Here is a 16423-nt window from a genome sequence, read left to right on the forward strand (position 1 = left end):
GCCTACAGCGAGGACTGCTTGTACTTCAGGGTGATGGTGGTCGGGGTGTCCGCGGCCTGGAAGGTGCACTTCCACTTGACCTTCGCGTACTCCCCGGCCGTGCCCGGGTTCACCAACGCGTAACTGGTCGCCTTGCAGCGGAAACCCTCCGCCTTGACGATGGTGCCCTTCTTGGTGGCCTCCCCGTCCGTGGCGGCCACGACCTTGCTGACCGACTTGTAGGTCGTCATATTGACGAACGCGCGCGAGACCTCTTGGGCATCAACCTGTACCTTCGGCATCTTGCCGGCCGAACTCAGCGGCCCGACGTACTGCGCGTCGAGAGCCGGGATGACGACCTCGGACGGATCGGTGGCAGCCGCCGCCGGGGCGACCGCCGCCGCCCCCAGAACGGGCACGGTGAGAGCGGCCGCAATGGCCGTCGACTTCTTCATATGTTGCTCCTCCCAATCGGATGACCTCCCCGAGGGTAGGGCACGCACAGGTCAGCCGGTGCGCGAAACGCACGGGCTTGCCGATCGTTTACCGGAGAGGTACCGCGGCGTTGCCCGCACTCAGTCGAGCGGTTGATGCGCGCGCAACATGCCGTCGGGATCGTGCTGCGCCCGGACGGCGCGAAGGCGTTCGAGGGAAGGGCCGAACAGCCGCTGCGGATCGGTGGGTGACTCGCGGAAGTTCGTGAAGGAGCGCGGCGCCGCCACCGCCTGCAGGGTCGCCAGTGCCCCACCCACCGCTGCGGACACCCCGGCCGCCGCCTCGGGCACGGGGACCATCCCGACGGCGAAGCACAAGAAGTCGCCGTCGAGCGCGGCCACCGCACCCCCCTCAGCGCGGTCCGCCCGCAGCGCCCCACCGAGGTGCCGGAACTCCCCGGACAACAGCATCGGATTCTCTGCCGCCCGCACGAAGTCGTTGATCGTGGTCCCGTCCAGATCGTTGAGTAAGAGGCCGTCTGCCAACGCCGGTGACGGGCCAGGGGGATCCATGTGAAGCCCTGCCAGTGCGGGCATCGGGATGCGGGCGAACGTATCGATCGCTGGGCCCAACTGCCGCAACGGCGCCAACAGGTCCGCGCCGGATTCGTCGTCCACGAGCATGGCGGCTTCGACAACCGCGAACGACTTGCCGCGCAGCGGTTCGGGCAACTCCGGCAGCGGCGGCAGGTTGAGCACGCGGGCGACCGATGTCACCGATTCCGGTACGCCGTCCACCCAGGTGCGCCAGGCGGACAGCACCTCGGCTGCGCGGTCTATCGGCCAGAACATCGCCCCGGCGAAGATGTCCGGGACGTCCAGCAGACCGAACTCGAGCGCGGTCACCACAGCGACGTTGCCGCCGCCGCCGCGCAACGCCCAGAAGAGTTCGGGCTCGTGGGTGGCGTCGACCACCCGTTGCTGCGCGTCAGCGGTCACCACCTCCGCCGCGATCACCTGGTTCGCGGCCAGCCCGTGAGCACGCGCCATCCAACTCAGACCGCCACCGAGGGTGTATCCCACCACTCCCACGTCCGGCGACGAGCCCGCCAGTGCCGCGAGCCCGTGCTCGGCGGCGGGTTGGGTCACCTCGGCCCAGACGACGCCCGCCTCCACGCGCGCGGTGCGTGCGGCCGGGTCGATCGTGACACTGCGCATCCTGGACATGTTGAGCAGCAACGTGTCTGCCAACCCGCCCTGGGCTGCGAGGCCTGCTGCACTGTGCCCGGTTCCCTGGACCGCAACGCGCAGGCCGTGGCGGCGGGCAGCCGTCAGCGCTGCCACCACGTCGTCTGCGCCACGCGGATACGTCACCGCGGCTGGCCGCTGATCCACCGCGACGTTCCACGGGGTCCGGGCGGCATCCCAGTCGGGGTCGCCCGGCAGGATCGCGCCGGGCAGGTCGTCTGCGAGGGTCTGCGCCGTCATGGCACCTCCCGGGTCGGGGTGTGGCATCCCTGGACAGGTCCGCACAACGCACACGAGGATACGAGCCAGAGGCCGGTTCCGACAGGCCCGGACGACCGATGGGCCGGGGTACATCCGGCCCACACCGGACCCTGAGGAGCAACGATGACCGCAGCCCCGACCGACCGGGCCCGGGCGGCCATCGAGGCCAGCGGGTTGGCGCACCGGACGACCGAACACGGGCCGGTGGCCAGCCTGCAGGAGGCAGCGCAGGCCCGCGGTCTGACACCGGACCGGGTACTGAAGTCCATCGTGGTGCGGCGCGGCGAGGCCGATCACCTGTTCGTGCTGGTCCCGGGCGGGCGCACGATCAGCTGGCCCAAGTTGCGCGCATTGCTCGGGGTGAACCGGCTGTCCATGCCCAGCGCCGACGACGCCCGCGAGGTCACCGGCTACGCCCGCGGCACCATCACACCCTTCGGATCACTCACCCCGCTACCGGTCATCGCTGACGCCGCCATCCCCAACGGGCCGGTGTCGATCGGCGGGGGCGGGCACGGGGTGGCATTCACCGTGGATTCTGCGGCCTTGATCGCCGTCCTCGACGCCCAGGCGGCCGACGTCACGCAACCCGAGTAACTCGCTGCCCCGGCAGCCGCGGGTGGGAGCCACCGGTCCGGCGGTCCACCACCAAGCGATAGTTTCGGGCCATGAGCAAGACGAACCCCGGCAACTTCTTCGAGGACTTCACCGTCGGTCAGGTGATCGAGCACGCGACCCCGCGCACCGTCACCGAGGGCGACCGCGCCGTGTACGGTGCGCTGTACCCCACACGCTTCGCGGTCCCGTCGTCAGCCTCGTTCGCTGCGGCCGTGGGGCTGGACCCCCACCCCGTCGAAGAACTCATCGGGTTCCACATCGCCTTCGGCAAGACGGTGCCGGACGTCTCGTTGAACGCCGTGGCGAACCTGGGGTACGCCGAGTGCCGATTCCACACGCCAGTCGTCCCGGGCGACACCTTGCGCACGACGTCCACCGTGATCGGGCTCAAGCAGAACTCCAACGGCAAGAGCGGCGTGGTCTACGTGCGGTCGGTGGCGACCAACCAGCGCGGACAGGTGGCCATCGAGTGGGCCCGCTGGGTGATGGTGCACAAGCGGGACGTCGACGCACCCGCCCCGGAAACCGTCCTGCCCGAACTTGCCAAGGTCGTCGACGCGGCGGATCTCGTGATCCCCGCAGGGCTGGACTTCAGCAACTACGACTTCGCCGCGGCCGGTGAACCGCACCGCTTCGACGACTTCGCGGTGGGAGAGAAGATCGACCACGTCGACGGGGTGACGCTGACCGACCCCGAGCACATGATGGCCACGCGGTTGTGGCAGAACACCGCGAAGGTGCACTTCAACACGCAGGCCCGCCCCGACGGGCAGCGACTCATCTACGGCGGGCACATCATCTCGATGGCACGGGCCCTGTCCTTCAACGGCCTGGCCAATGCCCAACTGATCGCGGCCATCAACGCCGGGGCCCACACCTCGCCCGCGTTCGCCGGCGACACCGTCTACGCGTGGTCGGAGGTGCTGGACAAGGCCGAGACCGCGGCGCCCGGGGTGGGTGCCCTGCGGCTTCGACTGGTGGCGACCAAGGACCGCGACGAGTCGATGACCCTGCGCGGGGAGGACGGGAAGTACGCGCCGGACGTGCTGCTCGACCTCGACCTCTGGGCCCTGATCCCGCAGTAGGGGGTTCTGGGTAACCACGTGCAACCCAGTTGCCTGAGGTCTGGGTAACCACGTGCAACCCAGTTGCCTGCGGTTACCCAACTCCGCCGCGGTCACCCGCCCAGCGCCGCGAGGCCCAGCACCGATGCCGCATCCCGGACCGCATCGATCGCGGCACGGTCCGGTGCCCCCACCACTTCGATCGCCGGCACCGCCGCCCGCCACTTCATCGCCTCGGCGATCCTGACCACAGACCGCAACGCACCTGCGGTGTCGTTGTTGCCGTGCACCACCACCCCGTAGGGCAGACCGACGGTCGCATCCAGGCAGGGGTAGTACACGGTGTCGAAGAAGTGTTTCATCGCCCCGCTCATGTACCCGATGTTCGCCGGGGTGAGCAGCAGCACGGCGTCCGCAGCCAACAGGTCACTGGCGGTCGCCGAGAGGGCCGGTTCGAGGGCCACCGAGACCGCGTCGAGCTCCGGCACGCCGGCACCGGCAACCGCGGCCTCCAGCAACTCCTGCACCGCCGGGGACGGGGTGTGGTGGACGATCAGCAGACCGGCCATGGTCACGCCTCCTTGACCACTGCGTACCAGATCCGGTCCGCGACCATCTCGATACACTCGCCGATCCGAAGGCAGCGCTGGTAGTGCTCACGCATGGGCAGCGCATCGTGGAAGTCCGGCAGCGACGCGATCTCCTGGATCCCCCGCGCGTACAGCTTCTCCATGTGCCGACCGCACTTGGTGGCGGCGTCCGCCCTCGCGGTTGCGGCGTCCGGGTCGTCCAGCAGGACATCGAAGGCAGCCGCCAGGTTCTCCACCCCGGCCAGGGCCTCCTCGGCCAGCCGACCCGTGATCGGGGTGGGCGTGACCCCGAGCAAGTCCGCCTCCCGCACGACGTTCTTCGCCGTGTTGATGACCGTGTCCAGCCGCTCGGACAAGGTGAACAGATCCTCCTGGTCCACCGGGGTGGTGAAGGCGTTGCGCAACTGCTGGGCCAAGTGGCGGCGGACATCATCGGCTTCATGTTCGGCCTGTCGCAACACATCGGCCTGCGCGGCATCGCCGGCGGACCAGGCGACGAAGGCCGAGAGCCCGCGCCGTGTCACATCGGCCTGCTCGTGCAAGGTGGCCAACACGTCGGGGGTCTCCGGCAGGAACCAGCGCTTACTCATACGACCATCCTGACAAGCGCACACACCAGTGCACCCAGCAATGCGCAACCAGGCAGCGTCACGATCCACGCCAGCAGGATGTCCCGCACCACCGTCCAGCCCACATGCCGCCGGCGCTGGCTGGCGCCCACACCGACCACGGAGGATGAGACAACGTGGGTGGTGCTGACCGGCGCACCAACCGCGGATGCCAGCCCGATGATCACCGAGCTCGACCCCGAACTCACCAGGCCGTCGAGCGGGCGCAGCCGGTAGATCCGCCGGCCGATGGTGCGCACGATGCGCCAACCACCCAAAGCCGTCCCGACGGTCAGCGCCAGCCCGCAGACGATCTTGACCCACAGCGGGACGACAAACTCCGGGATCACCCCACCGGCGACCAGCGCGAGGGTGAGCAGACCCATGGTCTTCTGGGCATCGTTGGCCCCGTGGGCGAAGGAGAGCGTGGCCGCCGTCACCCACTCGCCGCGCAACACCGGCGTCCGCACCTGCCGCGATGCCCGCCGGGTGGCACGGGTTGCCGCCACCGCGACGACCCAGGCGACAGCGGCCCCGAGCAGCGGGGAGATCGCCAACCCGACGAGCACCCCCAGCACGCCGTACGGGAACACCCCGTTGAAACCGCCCCAGACGACGGCCGACGGTCCGGCAACGACCAGGGCAGCGCCCACCAGGCCACCGACCAAGGCGTGTGAGGACGACGACGGCAGGCCCCGGTACCAGGTGGCGATGTTCCACAGGAGACCGGCGACCAGAGCGCTGAGGAGGACAGCCATCGTCTGTTCCGGATCGACGTCCAGCAGGCCGCCCACGGTGTCAGCCACCGCAGTGGCCACCAGGATCGGCCCGAGGATGGTGAACACCGAGGCCAGCACCACCGCCGGACCCGGGCGCGCCGCACGGGTCGCGACCAGCGCGGCGATGGCGTTGGAGGAGTCGTGGAAGCCGTTGGAGACGTCGAAGGCAATCCCGAGCAGGATCACGAGCAATACCGCCCCCTCCATGCCTCCGGTGTAGCACCCGGACCGGGACAAGCGCCCGCGCATTCCTGGGAGGCACACTGGAAAGGTGCCGGACGAGTCCGAAGAGTTGTCGCTGGCGATGCAGATGCGACCTACGTTGTTCGTCACGCTGCAGACCGACCTCAGGCAAATGCCGACGCCGGTTCAGCCCTATCGCGCCTCCCTCGCGGTGCGGTGGTCGCCCGACGACGGGCCCGATGTGGATCTCGCGGAATTGTCGGAACGCACCGGCGTCGACGTGCGCAACTACGTGCCCGAGGTGGGCAACGTCATGCCCGACGGGCTGGTCGCCAGCGTGGGGGAAGGCCGCTTCACCACCGTCGACCTCAGTGCACCCGACTGCTGGGAGTGTCTGACGGGGAACGGACAGGACCTCGCAATGGTCGGCGAGGCACTGCTCGGCGAGAAATTCGACCAGGCCGAACTGCGCGCCGCCTTCCCAGTGGTGCACCAGCGGGCGGTCATCGTGGAGCACGTGGAGGTTGTGCCGGAATGGCGGGGAGCCGGATACGGCCTGGTAGCCATCGAGATTGTTCTGCGTGAGCTGGGACGGTGTGCCGACGTGGCCGCCCTGTATCCCATGCAACCCGGGCTGACGGATCTGGCCGAACGCCAGGAAGCATCGGAACGGCTCACCCGTCACTGGGGGCGGCTGGGCTTCGCAGACTTCAACGGCATCATGGCCAAGGCGCTGGGGTAAGGCGAACCTTCAGCATTTGCCACAGTTTCTGCGTAGTAAATTCCCTCGTGGGAGGGAGTCCGCATGACGGCACGAGCACTGCGCCGGACCCGCATCGACCTGAGCCAACGGCCCTTCATCGTCATCTGGGAGGCCACACAGGCGTGCGCCCTGGCCTGCAAACACTGCCGGGCCACCTCGGTGCCGCACCGGGACAGCCGCGAACTGACAACGGCGCAGGCCTGCGCACTGATGGACCAGGTCCTCGAGTTCGGGTCGCCCCCACCCTTCTTCGTGATCACCGGCGGTGACCCGTTCATGCGCCCGGACCTGTTCGAACTCGTCGCGCATGGCGCTGCCATCGGGCTGCCCGTCGCGGTGTCGCCATCCGGCACGCCGGCGCTCAACCGGGACAACCTCGCGCGACTGCGTGACGCGGGTGCGCACGCCATCTCCCTAAGCGTGGACGGCGCCACCGCCGCGACCCACGATGCGTTCCGCGGTGTCCCCGGAAGTTTCGATCTGACGCTGCGCGGCTGGCAGGACGCGCAGGAACTGGGCATGAAGGTGCAGATCAACACCACGGCCACGCGGACGAACCTGCACGAACTGCCCGCCATCCTCGACACCATCAAGCGCCGGGGGGTCATGACGTGGAGCATGTTCTTCCTGGTACCGACCGGGCGGGGTCGGCGCTGCAGCAGTTCACCACACAGCAGGCGGAGGACGTCCTGAACTTCTGTTACGAGGCGGACAAGGTCGTGTCGCTGAAGACGACCGAGGCCCCGGCCTTCCGCCGGGTGTGCATCCAGCGCACGATCTGCGAGGAGCAGGGGCTCGATCCCGCCACCGCTATGCGGCTCGGGCCGGACTACCGGGCCCTCACCGCGCAACTGACCGACCTCGGCCTGCAGCCGGATGGTCACCAGCTGCGACGGCCGCCGCTGCCGATCAACGCCGCCCGCGGATTCGTGTTCGTCTCACACACCGGCGAGGTGTTCCCCAGCGGCTTCCTGCCACGCTCGGCCGGCGACGTGCACGCCCGCCCGCTGGCCGAGATCTACCGCGACTCGGACCTCTTCACGATGCTGCGCGACACCGACCGGCCCACCGGACGGTGTGGGCGATGCGAGTTCCGGACCGTGTGCGGGGGTTCGCGGCCCCGGGCCTACGGCGCGACCGCCGACGTGCTGGAGGACGACCCGCTGTGCGGTTACGAACCCGGCACGTTCGGGTTCGGTGAGCGGGTGCGGGCGCTGATCGCGGGCTGAGGCTACCCTGGATAGTCCGGCCTGAGGAGGTGCACCATGCGCGCAGTGCTTGCGGCGGTCGTCCTGCTCATTGTCACCGCACCGGCCGCGAGCGGGGCCACGGTCACGATCCCGGATGACGTCGGCGACATCATCGTCGGCCCGGAGATCTCCGACATCGTCGAGGCGCACGTCACCTACTCCGCCAAGCGCCTGACCGTCAGCGTGACGCACCGCGACTGGCGCTGGGAGTGGGGCCACAAGCGGGCGGCTACCGGCGGTCTGGTGACCTTCGGCAATGGCCGCTCGTTCGTCATCGTGCCCAACAACACCGGCCGCCGGTCCCAGTTGTACACCCGCAAGGGCTTACGGAACTGCCCGGACGGCCAATCCTGCAAACTCCCTGTGACGGCTGGCGCTACCAGGTCGATGAGGACGCGCGGACGACCGCGGTCAGTGTGCCCGTGCGGTGTTTCGGAACCAGGTCCGCCCGAGTCAAGGTGCGGCCGTTCCACGTCATCCCCATCACCGGCCAGCAACCCGTCGTCGACCCGGTGTCCACCAGCCCCTTGATCGCACGGGGCTGAACCGCCGCCCAGCCGGCCACCCCAGTGCCCGAGAATGGTGTCATGAGCCCGCAGTTCGACCCCGACGACGGGGTGGTCGCTGTCACCGGTGTGACGAAGCGATTCGGCCAGGTCACGGCGGTGGACGACTTGAGTTTCGCCGTCACACCTGGCCGGGTGACCGGCTTCCTCGGCCCGAACGGCGCCGGGAAGACCACCACGCTTCGCATGATCCTCGGCTTGGCGACCCCGGATGCCGGCTCGGTCACCATCGGTGGCATCACCTACGGTCAGCGTCCCCGCCCGGCCCAGCACGTCGGTGCGGCACTGGAGGCGGCCAGTTTCCACCCCGGGCGTACCGCCCGCGACCACCTGCGGGTCTACGCACCGGAAGTCGGCGTGCCCGACGCCCCGTGCGATGAGGTCCTGGCGACCGTCGGGCTCGACGACGCCGCCGAACGACGGGTGGGTGGGTTCTCCACCGGGATGCGCCAGCGACTCGCCCTGGCCACGACCCTGCTCGGCGACCCCCAGGTCCTACTGCTCGACGAACCAGCGAACGGACTGGACCCCGAGGGCATCGCGTGGTTGCGGCAGTTCCTGCGATACCTGGCCGGCCAGGGTCGCACCGTGCTGGTCTCCTCACACGTTCTGTCCGAGGTCGAGCAGACCGTGGATGACGTCGTGATCATCGCCAGGGGCCGGCTCGTGCACGCCTCATCGCTGGCGCAGCTCGCGGCCATGGCCCGGCCGGCGGCGCGGATCGTCTCGCCGGATGCCGACGGGCTGGCGCGCGTGGTCGCGGATAACGGGTGGGACGCCGATTTCGACACCCCCAACATCGCCGTCGTCCAGGACCACCATCCGGTGGACGTCGGAGTGGCTGCCTTCCGGCAGGGACTGGAACTGCATGAACTCGCCCCGGCCGGCACCAGCCTGGAGGCGCTGTTCCTCCAGTTGACCAGCCCCGCGGCGCAGGAGGTGGGGCGATGATCACCGCGCTGCGCACCGAACTACGCAAGATCACCACCACCCGGGCCTGGTGGATCAACGCCGTCGTGATGTTCGGCTACATGGTGGTCATGTCGGCGATCATGGCCGCGTCCTTCGTGCTCGGAATGCGCGCGGCCGAGGGGACCGAGGCCTCCCCCGGGGAGCTCGTGCTGGACCCGCAGGCCGCGGCGTCGTCGGTCTACACGCTGGCCGTGGCGCTGGGCTACATCTTCCCCGCGCTGCTCGGAGCCATGGTCGTCACCACTGAGTTCCGCCACCACACGATCACCCCGACGCTGCTGGCCGAACCGCGGCGCAGCCTGGTGCTGGGGTGCAAACTGGCCGCCGTGCTGCCGTTCGGGATCGCGGTGGCGGTGGCGGGCGTGCTGGGTGCGGTCATCGGAGGCGCGGCGACGCTGGCCGTGATGGGCGAACCGACTTTCCTCTCCGACGCCCAGATGCAGCGCACGATCGCCCTGTCGGTGGTCGCCCTTGTGATCTGGTCGCTGGTCGGGGTCGGCTTCGGCTCGGTGTTGACCAACCAGGTCGCAGCGATCGTCGTGCTGCTGGCGTTCACCCAGTTCGTAGAGCCCTTGCTGCGACTGCTGCTCGCACAGTTCGACGCCACGGAGATGATCTCGAAGTTCCTGCCGGGCGCCGCCGGGGAGGCCATCGCCGGCTCGAGCCTCTACGTCAGTTCCGGTCTGGCCGATCTGCTGCAGCCGTGGCAGGGAGTGCTGGTGCTGCTCGCCTACGCCGTCGTGTTCACGGTCATCGGGCGACTGACGACGTTCCGCCGGGACATCGGCTAGCTGCTGCTGCCTGTTGGCCAGCGAGTGGTCCGGGACGACCGCGCCACGACTGCCACAGGTGCTGCCGGATGGCCTGTCGCCGGTCGGTCGCCAGAAGCGTCATCACGTCCAGAACCTCCCCGACGGGGCTCGGTGGAGCATGCTGGATACCAGCCGACGGCAGGGAGAAGCAGATGAACGATTCGATGGACCCCGAGGTCCTGGACCGGGCAGTTGGCGTCCTGCTCGCGTCCGCCTGCGGAGATGCGCTCGGCGCCGGGTACGAGTTCCTGCCGCCGACGAGCATCCGCCCACCCGTCGGCATGATCGGGGGCGGTTCGTTCGCCTGGGAGCCGGGCGAATGGACCGACGACACCTCGATGGCCTGGGTGATCGCGCGGGTGGCGGCGACGGGCGTGGATCTGCGCACCGAAGATGCACAGGACCAGATCACGGCGGGGTGGTTCGCGTGGCAGCAGGAGGCCAAGGACATCGGAATCCAGACCCACGCAGCGCTGGCGCGGGCCGGTCACGAATCCGGCGGGACCCCCACCGCCGCGCACCTGCGGGAGGCCGCTGCGCGCTACCACGACCGGGAGGGCCGGTCCGGCGGCAACGGCTCACTCATGCGGACCGCGCCCGTCGCTCTGGCCTATCTCGACGATTCCGACCGCCTCACGGAAGCCGCGATGCAAATCAGCGCCCTCACCCACTTCGACCCGGAAGCCGGCGAGGCCTGCGTACTGCAGTGTCAGGCGATTCGCCACGCCGTTCGCACCGGGGAGTTGGACCTGCGGGTCGGCTTGCGGCACCTGGATCGGCCACGGGCACGACTGTGGCATTCCCGCATCGACGACGCGGAAGGCCGCACGCCGCAGTCCTTCACGCGCAACGGGTGGGGAGTGGAGGCGCTCATGGGCGCCTGGAGTGCCGTCGTGGGCACCGCCCAGCACGACGTCCAGGGCACTCTGGAGGCCGCGGTGCTGGGCGGGCACGACACCGACACCGTCGCGGCCATCGCGGGGGCGCTCGTGGGCGCCGAGCACGGCGCGACGTCGGTGCCGCGGCAGTGGCGGGAGATCCTGCACGGCTGGCCTGGCAAGACCGGCGACGACCTGGTCGAGGTGGGACTGCGGATCGTGGCGGGAGGGACTGACCAGTAGTCAGCGGGCCACGACGGAGGCCTGCTGAAAGACCTCGCCCGGCATGCGCCGGGCCAACTGCCAAGTGATGGCGATCGGCCTCTCACCGCGGTGATCGACGTACGAGACCGGCCCCAGGCACAGGAACGGCACGGCGCCGAGTTCGTCGGTGGGGCGCTCGCGGACGAACAGCAGGACATGGGTTCCTTCGGCGGTGTGGTTGAGGTAGCGCTGTCCTGCTGGGGAATCCACGCGGGTCGTGTTCTGCGACTCCCAGTGGAACTTGTCCGGCGCGACCGCGTAGTCCCGGTACATCGTGCTCGGCGAGAAGTCGGCCTCGCTCTTGCGCAGGTTCACCAGCAGGGCATCCGTGCGCGCGGATTCCGCCCACACCACACCCGTGGCATGACCCCGTGCCGACCGGGTCCACCCGGCCCAGTCCAGTCCCGCGAGGATCTCCTCCCTGCGGTACCGGGCGTGGCTGAACATGGGCACGTCCTGCAGCCCCTCGCCGAGCGGCAGCGGGTTGAGCCGGGCGCGATCCAGGCCGAGATCCAGCACCTCGCGGGCCTCGGCGCAGAAGGCCGGGTGAGCACGCAGGTGCGACAGGCCCGCCGCATAGGACGCGAACCCGCCCCGATCGGGCCAGAGGGTGAAGAACAGCATGCGCGCGAGGCGCTGGTCCCACGGGCTGAGGTCCTCGTAGCGCTCAGCATCTGGCGTCAACAACCTTGCGTACACGCCAGCGCGCGCCGGGTCGTCGACGTGGATGAGTGCCGACAGCCGCTTGAGCACGGCTGATTCATCCGGGCCGGCGGCCGGAGTCGGCAGTCCTGCACCCCTGCGCAATGCCGTCCACGTACCACCGCCGCGATAGATGTCCACCAGGTCGCGCCCCGACTCCTGCAGGAACTGCGCCAGCGGCAGGTCGCCGTACGACCGGACCTCCGCGACCAGACCTTTGGTCGTGAGCCGCAGTTGCTGGCGGACGTTGTCCAGGACGATGTCCTGGGCCACCCGGTCGAGGACCATCTGCGAACCGGAGGGCAGGAAGGGGAAGCCCTGCTCGATCTGGCGTTCCAGAGCCTTGCGCCCGACCCCGACCAGCGCCCGGTACCGCACGTCGAACCGGAACTCCCGGCGCTGCTGGCCGATGAAGTCCAGCGCGGTCAGCACCGCCTTGCCCTGCGACCTTCGCAACCCGCGACCCAACTGCTGCAGGAAGACCGTCGCGCTCTGCGTGGGCCGCAGGAACAGGACGGTGTCGACCTCGGGGATGTCGAGGCCTTCGTTGAACAGATCTGCGGCGAACAGGGCGTTGACCCGCACATGGCGCAGCGCGTCGAGCGCATCCGCCCGGTGATCCTCGCGCGTGCTGCCCGAGACCGCCCGCGCCGGGATGCCGGCCTCGGTGAACACCCGCGCCATGTACTCCGCGTGCGCGACCGACACGCAGAACCCCAGTGCCCGCATCCGGTGGACGTCCGTGACCTTGTCGCGCAACTCCCGCAGCACCTTCAGCGCGCGGGCGTCGTTGCCGGTGTAGACACGGTCGAGGCCGGCGGGGTCGTACGCGCCACGCTTCCACTCGATGCCCGTCAGGTCGACGTCATCGGCCACGCCGAAGTAGTGGAACGGAACCAGCAGATCATCCGAGAGCGCGTCCCACAGGCGCTGCTCGTACGCCGTGCGGTTGTCGAAGAAGCTACGGACGTCCACGCCGTCGGCGCGTTCCGGGGTGGCAGTCAGGCCGAGCAACTCGCGTGGGCGCAAGTGGTCCAGCAACCGCCGGTACGTGGCCGCCTCCGCGTGGTGGAACTCGTCCACCACCACCACGTCGAAGTGATCCGGGGGGATGGTCTCCACGCCGAGGGACGACAGCGACTGAACGCTGGCGAAGACATGCCGCCACTGCTCGGGGCGGCGGCCCGCGACGAAGGGCTCGCCGAACGTGGCATCAGCCAGCACCTCGCGGTAGGTGTGCAGGGACTGCTCGAGGATCTCCTTCCGGTGGGCGACGAACAGCAGGCTGGGTCGCCGGCCGGGATCATCGACGAGCCCGCGGTAGTCCAGCGCGGCGACAACTGTCTTGCCGGTGCCCGTCGCTGCCACGACCAGGTTGCGGTGCCGGTCGTGGATCCGCCGCTCGGTCTCCAGGGCTTCGAGGATCTGCTCCTGGTGGGGGTACGGCCGGACCTCCAGCCCGGACAGCATGATCCGGGAGTGCCCCGTCCCGCCGCCCCCGGCGCGTGCCAGGGCCTGGGACAGGTGGTCACCGTCTGCGTCCGGATCGTAGTCGGTGAAAGCCGGGTCGGACCAGTAGGTGTCGAACGTGGCCCCGAACTTCCGGATCAGCTGCGGGGTTGCGACCCCGGAGAGCCTCACGTTCCACTCCAGCCCGTCCACCAGCGCCGACCGCGACAGATTCGAACTACCGACGAAGGCCGTGTCAAATCCGGAGTGGCGGCCGAACAGCCAGGCCTTGGCGTGCAGGCGGGTGGAGGCCTCCTCGTAGGTGATCCGCACCTGTGCCCCGAAGCGCCGGACCAGTTCGTCGAGGGCGCGCCTCTCCGTGGCACCCATGTACGTCGTGGTGATGACCCGCAGCGGCACACCCCGGTCACGCAACGCGGCCAACTGCTCCTCGATGACCCGCAACCCGTGCCACTTGATGAACGCGCAGAGCAGATCCACACGGTCGGCGCTGGCGAGTTCCGACCGCAGTTCGGACCCGAGAGTGGGTTCCTCGGGGGCATTGGTGAGCAGCGCCGCGTCCGACAGCGGCGTGATGGGCCGGACGATCTGTCTGTCGCCCAATCCCCACTGCGGGTCAAGGCGATCAACTGCCGCAACCGCTGCGCCACGACCGCCTCGTCGTCGTTCAGCAGCGCCAGAACCTCGTTGACCATGCGGACTCGCAACTGCTCATCCGGGGTGTCCGCGAGCGAGCGGCGGATCAGATCCGCGACGTGCCGGGCCAGCACCTCCGGGGCATCAGCGGGATCGATGAGTGGGAAGGCGGGTTCCAGGTCGATGCCCGACAACCTCCGCGTCAGCCCGGCGGTCTCCAAGGAGTCGTCGACCCCTCAGGCAGCTCCCCCATGGGCCGAAGCTTCCCAGAACCCGCGGTCACGCGTCCACGTGGAGACGCCCCAGCGCGGGCTGCCGAGGCGCGTTCCACTGCGAGGTTGGAGAACGGCCACTAGGTTGGACAATCCCGCATCGCGTGTCTCCTCCAACGCGGTGAACGGAGCCAACCTCGTGCGCCGGCGGCGATCCCCGACTGCCAAGGCCGGCGCCAGACGGGGCAACACGCACCGCCGCCGTCCCGGGGACGCGGGGGGCGGAGCCGGGGCCGGGTCCCGGGGGGGGAGGGGAACAGGGGCGGCCCGAAGCCCCCGGGGGGGGCCCCCCGGGCCCCGCCCCGGCTGGGGGCGGGGGGCCCCCCGGGAGGGGGGGGGTGCGGCGGCGCGGCGGCGCCGAGGCCGCGCCCGGGCGCGGGCCCGGGCGCCCCCGGGGGGATGCCAGGATGGAACCGCGATGACCCATCACCCCTCCCCGTGGCGTCATGTCCGGGCGATCCTGCAATTGCCCTTCGTGGTCACGGTGCTGGTGCCGCTCTGCCTGTTACTGCTCGGTCCCGCATCCGGGTCGACCTCGTGGATCTGGCGACTGCTGGGCCTGGCCCTGATCCTCGCCGGTCTCACGCTGATCGTGACAACGGTCCGGTTGTTGGCGCGCTCGGGCGGCGGGACCCTCGCGCCCTGGGACCACACCGTCCGGCTCGTGGTGGCGGGGCCCTACCGGTACGTCCGCAACCCGATGATCACGGGAGTGTTCGCGGTGCTGCTCGGGGAATCACTGCTGTTCGGCAGTACTGCGCTGCTCCTCTGGTTCGGCGGGTTCGTCCTCGTGAACGTCGTCTACATCCGCTTGTCGGAGGAGCCAGGCCTGCGCCGACGTTTCGGTAAGGACTACGACGTCTACGCCGCCAACGTGCCGGCCTGGTTCCCCCGCCCGACGGCCTGGGACCGGGGGTGAGGTGGCGCCACGTCACGACCGCGCGACGTGCCAGGTCCAGGCGTGCACAGCGACACCGACCAGCAGGGCCACCTCGACGGCGCTGCCCAGCAGGTAGTAGTGGTTCGCCTCGCCGACTGCGCTGCCCACGATCGTCAGAGCGTAGCCGACGGCCAGCACGAGGTTGGTCATGCGCGAGATGCGTGCCGGCAGGGCGAGGCTGAGGTACACCATCAGGGCGGGCAGCACGATGTATGCGGTGGTGGCCAGCAGGAACGGCTGGTTGATCGCGAAGCCGCTCAGCCGGCCTGCTTCGATGTCGGCGCGGACATCGGCGCGGTACAGGCTGAAGAGGTCGACGTAGACGAACACGAACAGCATGGACGTCCACAGTGCGGAGATCTTGAGCCGGACGCTCACGGCAGCTGGTGCGGCAACGGCACTCGGTGGGGTCTTGATCTGGGTGGACATGGTGACTCTCCTTCTGGCTTACTTAGTAATCCTACTCCTACTTAGTAAGCTTGTCCATGTGGATACCGGATCGCGCAAGCCTCTGACCCGGGAGCGGATCTTGCGCGCCGCGGTGGACGTGGCCGATCGCGAAGGGCTCGGCGCCCTCACAATGCGACGCCTGGGCACCGAACTCGGCGTCGAGGCGATGTCGCTGTACAAGCACGTGGCCAACAAGGACGCCATTCTCGACGGGGTCGTCGAGCTCATCGGCGGTGAGATCGAGACACCCAGCGACGCGACCGACTGGAAGGACGCCATGCGCCGGCGTGCAGTCTCGGCGCGGGCGGTCTTCGCCAGCCACTCGTGGGCGATAGGCCTGCTCGAGGCACGCGGCTCGATGGGTCCGGCAACCATGCGCTCCCTGGACGTGATGCTCGGCGTCCTGCGCTCGGGCGGGTTCGCCATCGACGACGCCGCCCACGCCATCTGGATGCTCGACAGTTTCGTGTACGGACACGTCATCCAGGAGGCCAGTCTCGCGGCGCAATCGGCGGCCCAGCTGCCGGCCGGGGAGGACCACCCGAATCTGGAGGCGTTGCTGGTACGGGCGCGGGCATCGGAGTTCAGCGTGGATGCTGAATTCGACTACGGCCTGGAACGCATCCTCGCGGCACTCGAACTCCCCCGACGGCGGTCTAGACTTACGCCATAAGTCGAAGGAGT

15 protein-coding genes and 2 pseudogenes are annotated in these 16423 nt (G+C 69.4%); 10 read left to right on the forward strand and 7 right to left on the reverse strand.

Translation table 11 applies throughout. The annotated features are described in order from the left end of the window. Window positions 1-2 precede the first annotated feature (2 nt). Both IPG68_02695 and IPG68_02700 read right to left on the reverse strand, forming a co-directional pair. On the reverse strand, window positions 3-434 hold the full coding sequence (locus IPG68_02695; GenBank protein MBK6762242.1) for a hypothetical protein: 432 nt from the start codon (window positions 432-434) through the stop codon (window positions 3-5). A 120-nt stretch (window positions 435-554) separates the two neighbouring features. Further along, on the reverse strand, window positions 555-1901 hold the full coding sequence (locus IPG68_02700; protein MBK6762243.1) for an FAD-binding oxidoreductase: 1347 nt from the start codon (window positions 1899-1901) through the stop codon (window positions 555-557). A 144-nt stretch (window positions 1902-2045) separates the two neighbouring features. On the opposite strand from IPG68_02700, the gene IPG68_02705 reads away from it, so the two are divergent. Together IPG68_02705 and IPG68_02710 are read left to right on the forward strand one after the other, a co-directional pair. Beyond that, on the forward strand, window positions 2046-2519 hold the full coding sequence (locus IPG68_02705; protein ID MBK6762244.1) for a YbaK/EbsC family protein: 474 nt from the start codon (window positions 2046-2048) through the stop codon (window positions 2517-2519). Between the two features lie 71 nt (window positions 2520-2590). Next, window positions 2591-3625: a MaoC family dehydratase gene (locus IPG68_02710; protein ID MBK6762245.1), complete on the forward strand. Its 1035-nt coding sequence runs from the start codon at window positions 2591-2593 to the stop codon at window positions 3623-3625. A 92-nt stretch (window positions 3626-3717) separates the two neighbouring features. Here IPG68_02710 and IPG68_02715 read toward each other — a convergent pair whose 3' ends face one another. From IPG68_02715 to IPG68_02725, 3 genes are read right to left on the reverse strand one after another with little or no spacing between them, the layout of a single operon-like run. Beyond that, window positions 3718-4173, reverse strand: a complete 456-nt coding sequence (locus tag IPG68_02715; GenBank protein MBK6762246.1) for an NAD(P)H-dependent oxidoreductase — start codon at window positions 4171-4173, stop codon at window positions 3718-3720. 2 nt (window positions 4174-4175) lie between these two features. After that, complete coding sequence (locus IPG68_02720) at window positions 4176-4784, reverse strand: DUF47 family protein (GenBank protein MBK6762247.1); 609 nt, start codon at window positions 4782-4784, stop codon at window positions 4176-4178. Next, complete coding sequence (locus IPG68_02725) at window positions 4781-5788, reverse strand: inorganic phosphate transporter (protein MBK6762248.1); 1008 nt, start codon at window positions 5786-5788, stop codon at window positions 4781-4783. The genes IPG68_02720 and IPG68_02725 overlap by 4 nt, the downstream gene beginning before the upstream one ends. Before the next feature lie 64 nt (window positions 5789-5852). Between IPG68_02725 and IPG68_02730 the strand changes: the two genes are divergently transcribed. The 6 genes and pseudogenes from IPG68_02730 to IPG68_02755 all read left to right on the forward strand — a co-directional run bounded on the left by IPG68_02730 (window position 5853) and on the right by IPG68_02755 (window position 11248). Beyond that, window positions 5853-6506, forward strand: coding sequence for a hypothetical protein (locus IPG68_02730; GenBank protein ID MBK6762249.1), 654 nt, complete (start codon window positions 5853-5855; stop codon window positions 6504-6506). Window positions 6507-6569: 63 nt separating this feature from the next. Continuing rightward, window positions 6570-7756, forward strand: a pseudogene (locus IPG68_02735) (TIGR04053 family radical SAM/SPASM domain-containing protein). Between the two features lie 36 nt (window positions 7757-7792). Next, window positions 7793-8308 (forward strand): hypothetical protein, encoded by a 516-nt coding sequence (locus tag IPG68_02740; GenBank protein ID MBK6762250.1) that lies wholly within the window; start codon window positions 7793-7795, stop codon window positions 8306-8308. Window positions 8309-8364: 56 nt separating this feature from the next. After that, window positions 8365-9294 carry an ABC transporter ATP-binding protein gene (locus IPG68_02745; protein MBK6762251.1) on the forward strand — a complete coding sequence of 310 codons (930 nt, stop codon included), beginning with the start codon at window positions 8365-8367 and terminating at the stop codon, window positions 9292-9294. Beyond that, window positions 9291-10106: an ABC transporter permease gene (locus IPG68_02750; GenBank protein MBK6762252.1), complete on the forward strand. Its 816-nt coding sequence runs from the start codon at window positions 9291-9293 to the stop codon at window positions 10104-10106. The genes IPG68_02745 and IPG68_02750 overlap by 4 nt, the downstream gene beginning before the upstream one ends. Before the next feature lie 185 nt (window positions 10107-10291). Beyond that, complete coding sequence (locus IPG68_02755) at window positions 10292-11248, forward strand: ADP-ribosylglycohydrolase family protein (GenBank protein MBK6762253.1); 957 nt, start codon at window positions 10292-10294, stop codon at window positions 11246-11248. On the opposite strand, the pseudogene IPG68_02760 reads toward IPG68_02755, so the two are convergent. Continuing rightward, window positions 11249-14298: pseudogene (locus IPG68_02760) on the reverse strand (DUF3427 domain-containing protein). A 469-nt stretch (window positions 14299-14767) separates the two neighbouring features. Here IPG68_02760 and IPG68_02765 point away from each other — a divergent pair. Beyond that, window positions 14768-15268, forward strand: a complete 501-nt coding sequence (locus IPG68_02765) for an isoprenylcysteine carboxylmethyltransferase family protein (protein MBK6762254.1) — start codon at window positions 14768-14770, stop codon at window positions 15266-15268. Between the two features lie 12 nt (window positions 15269-15280). On the opposite strand, the gene IPG68_02770 is transcribed toward IPG68_02765, so the two are convergent. Continuing rightward, on the reverse strand, window positions 15281-15718 hold the full coding sequence (locus tag IPG68_02770; GenBank protein MBK6762255.1) for a hypothetical protein: 438 nt from the start codon (window positions 15716-15718) through the stop codon (window positions 15281-15283). Between IPG68_02770 and IPG68_02775 the strand changes: the two genes are divergently transcribed. Continuing rightward, window positions 15717-16412: a TetR/AcrR family transcriptional regulator C-terminal domain-containing protein gene (locus IPG68_02775; protein ID MBK6762256.1), complete on the forward strand. Its 696-nt coding sequence runs from the start codon at window positions 15717-15719 to the stop codon at window positions 16410-16412. The two genes, IPG68_02770 and IPG68_02775, sit on opposite strands and share 2 nt — an antisense overlap. Window positions 16413-16423: the final 11 nt, after the last annotated feature.

The organism is Micrococcales bacterium (assembly GCA_016703125.1).
Classification (GTDB): domain Bacteria; phylum Actinomycetota; class Actinomycetes; order S36-B12; family UBA10799; genus JADKAV01.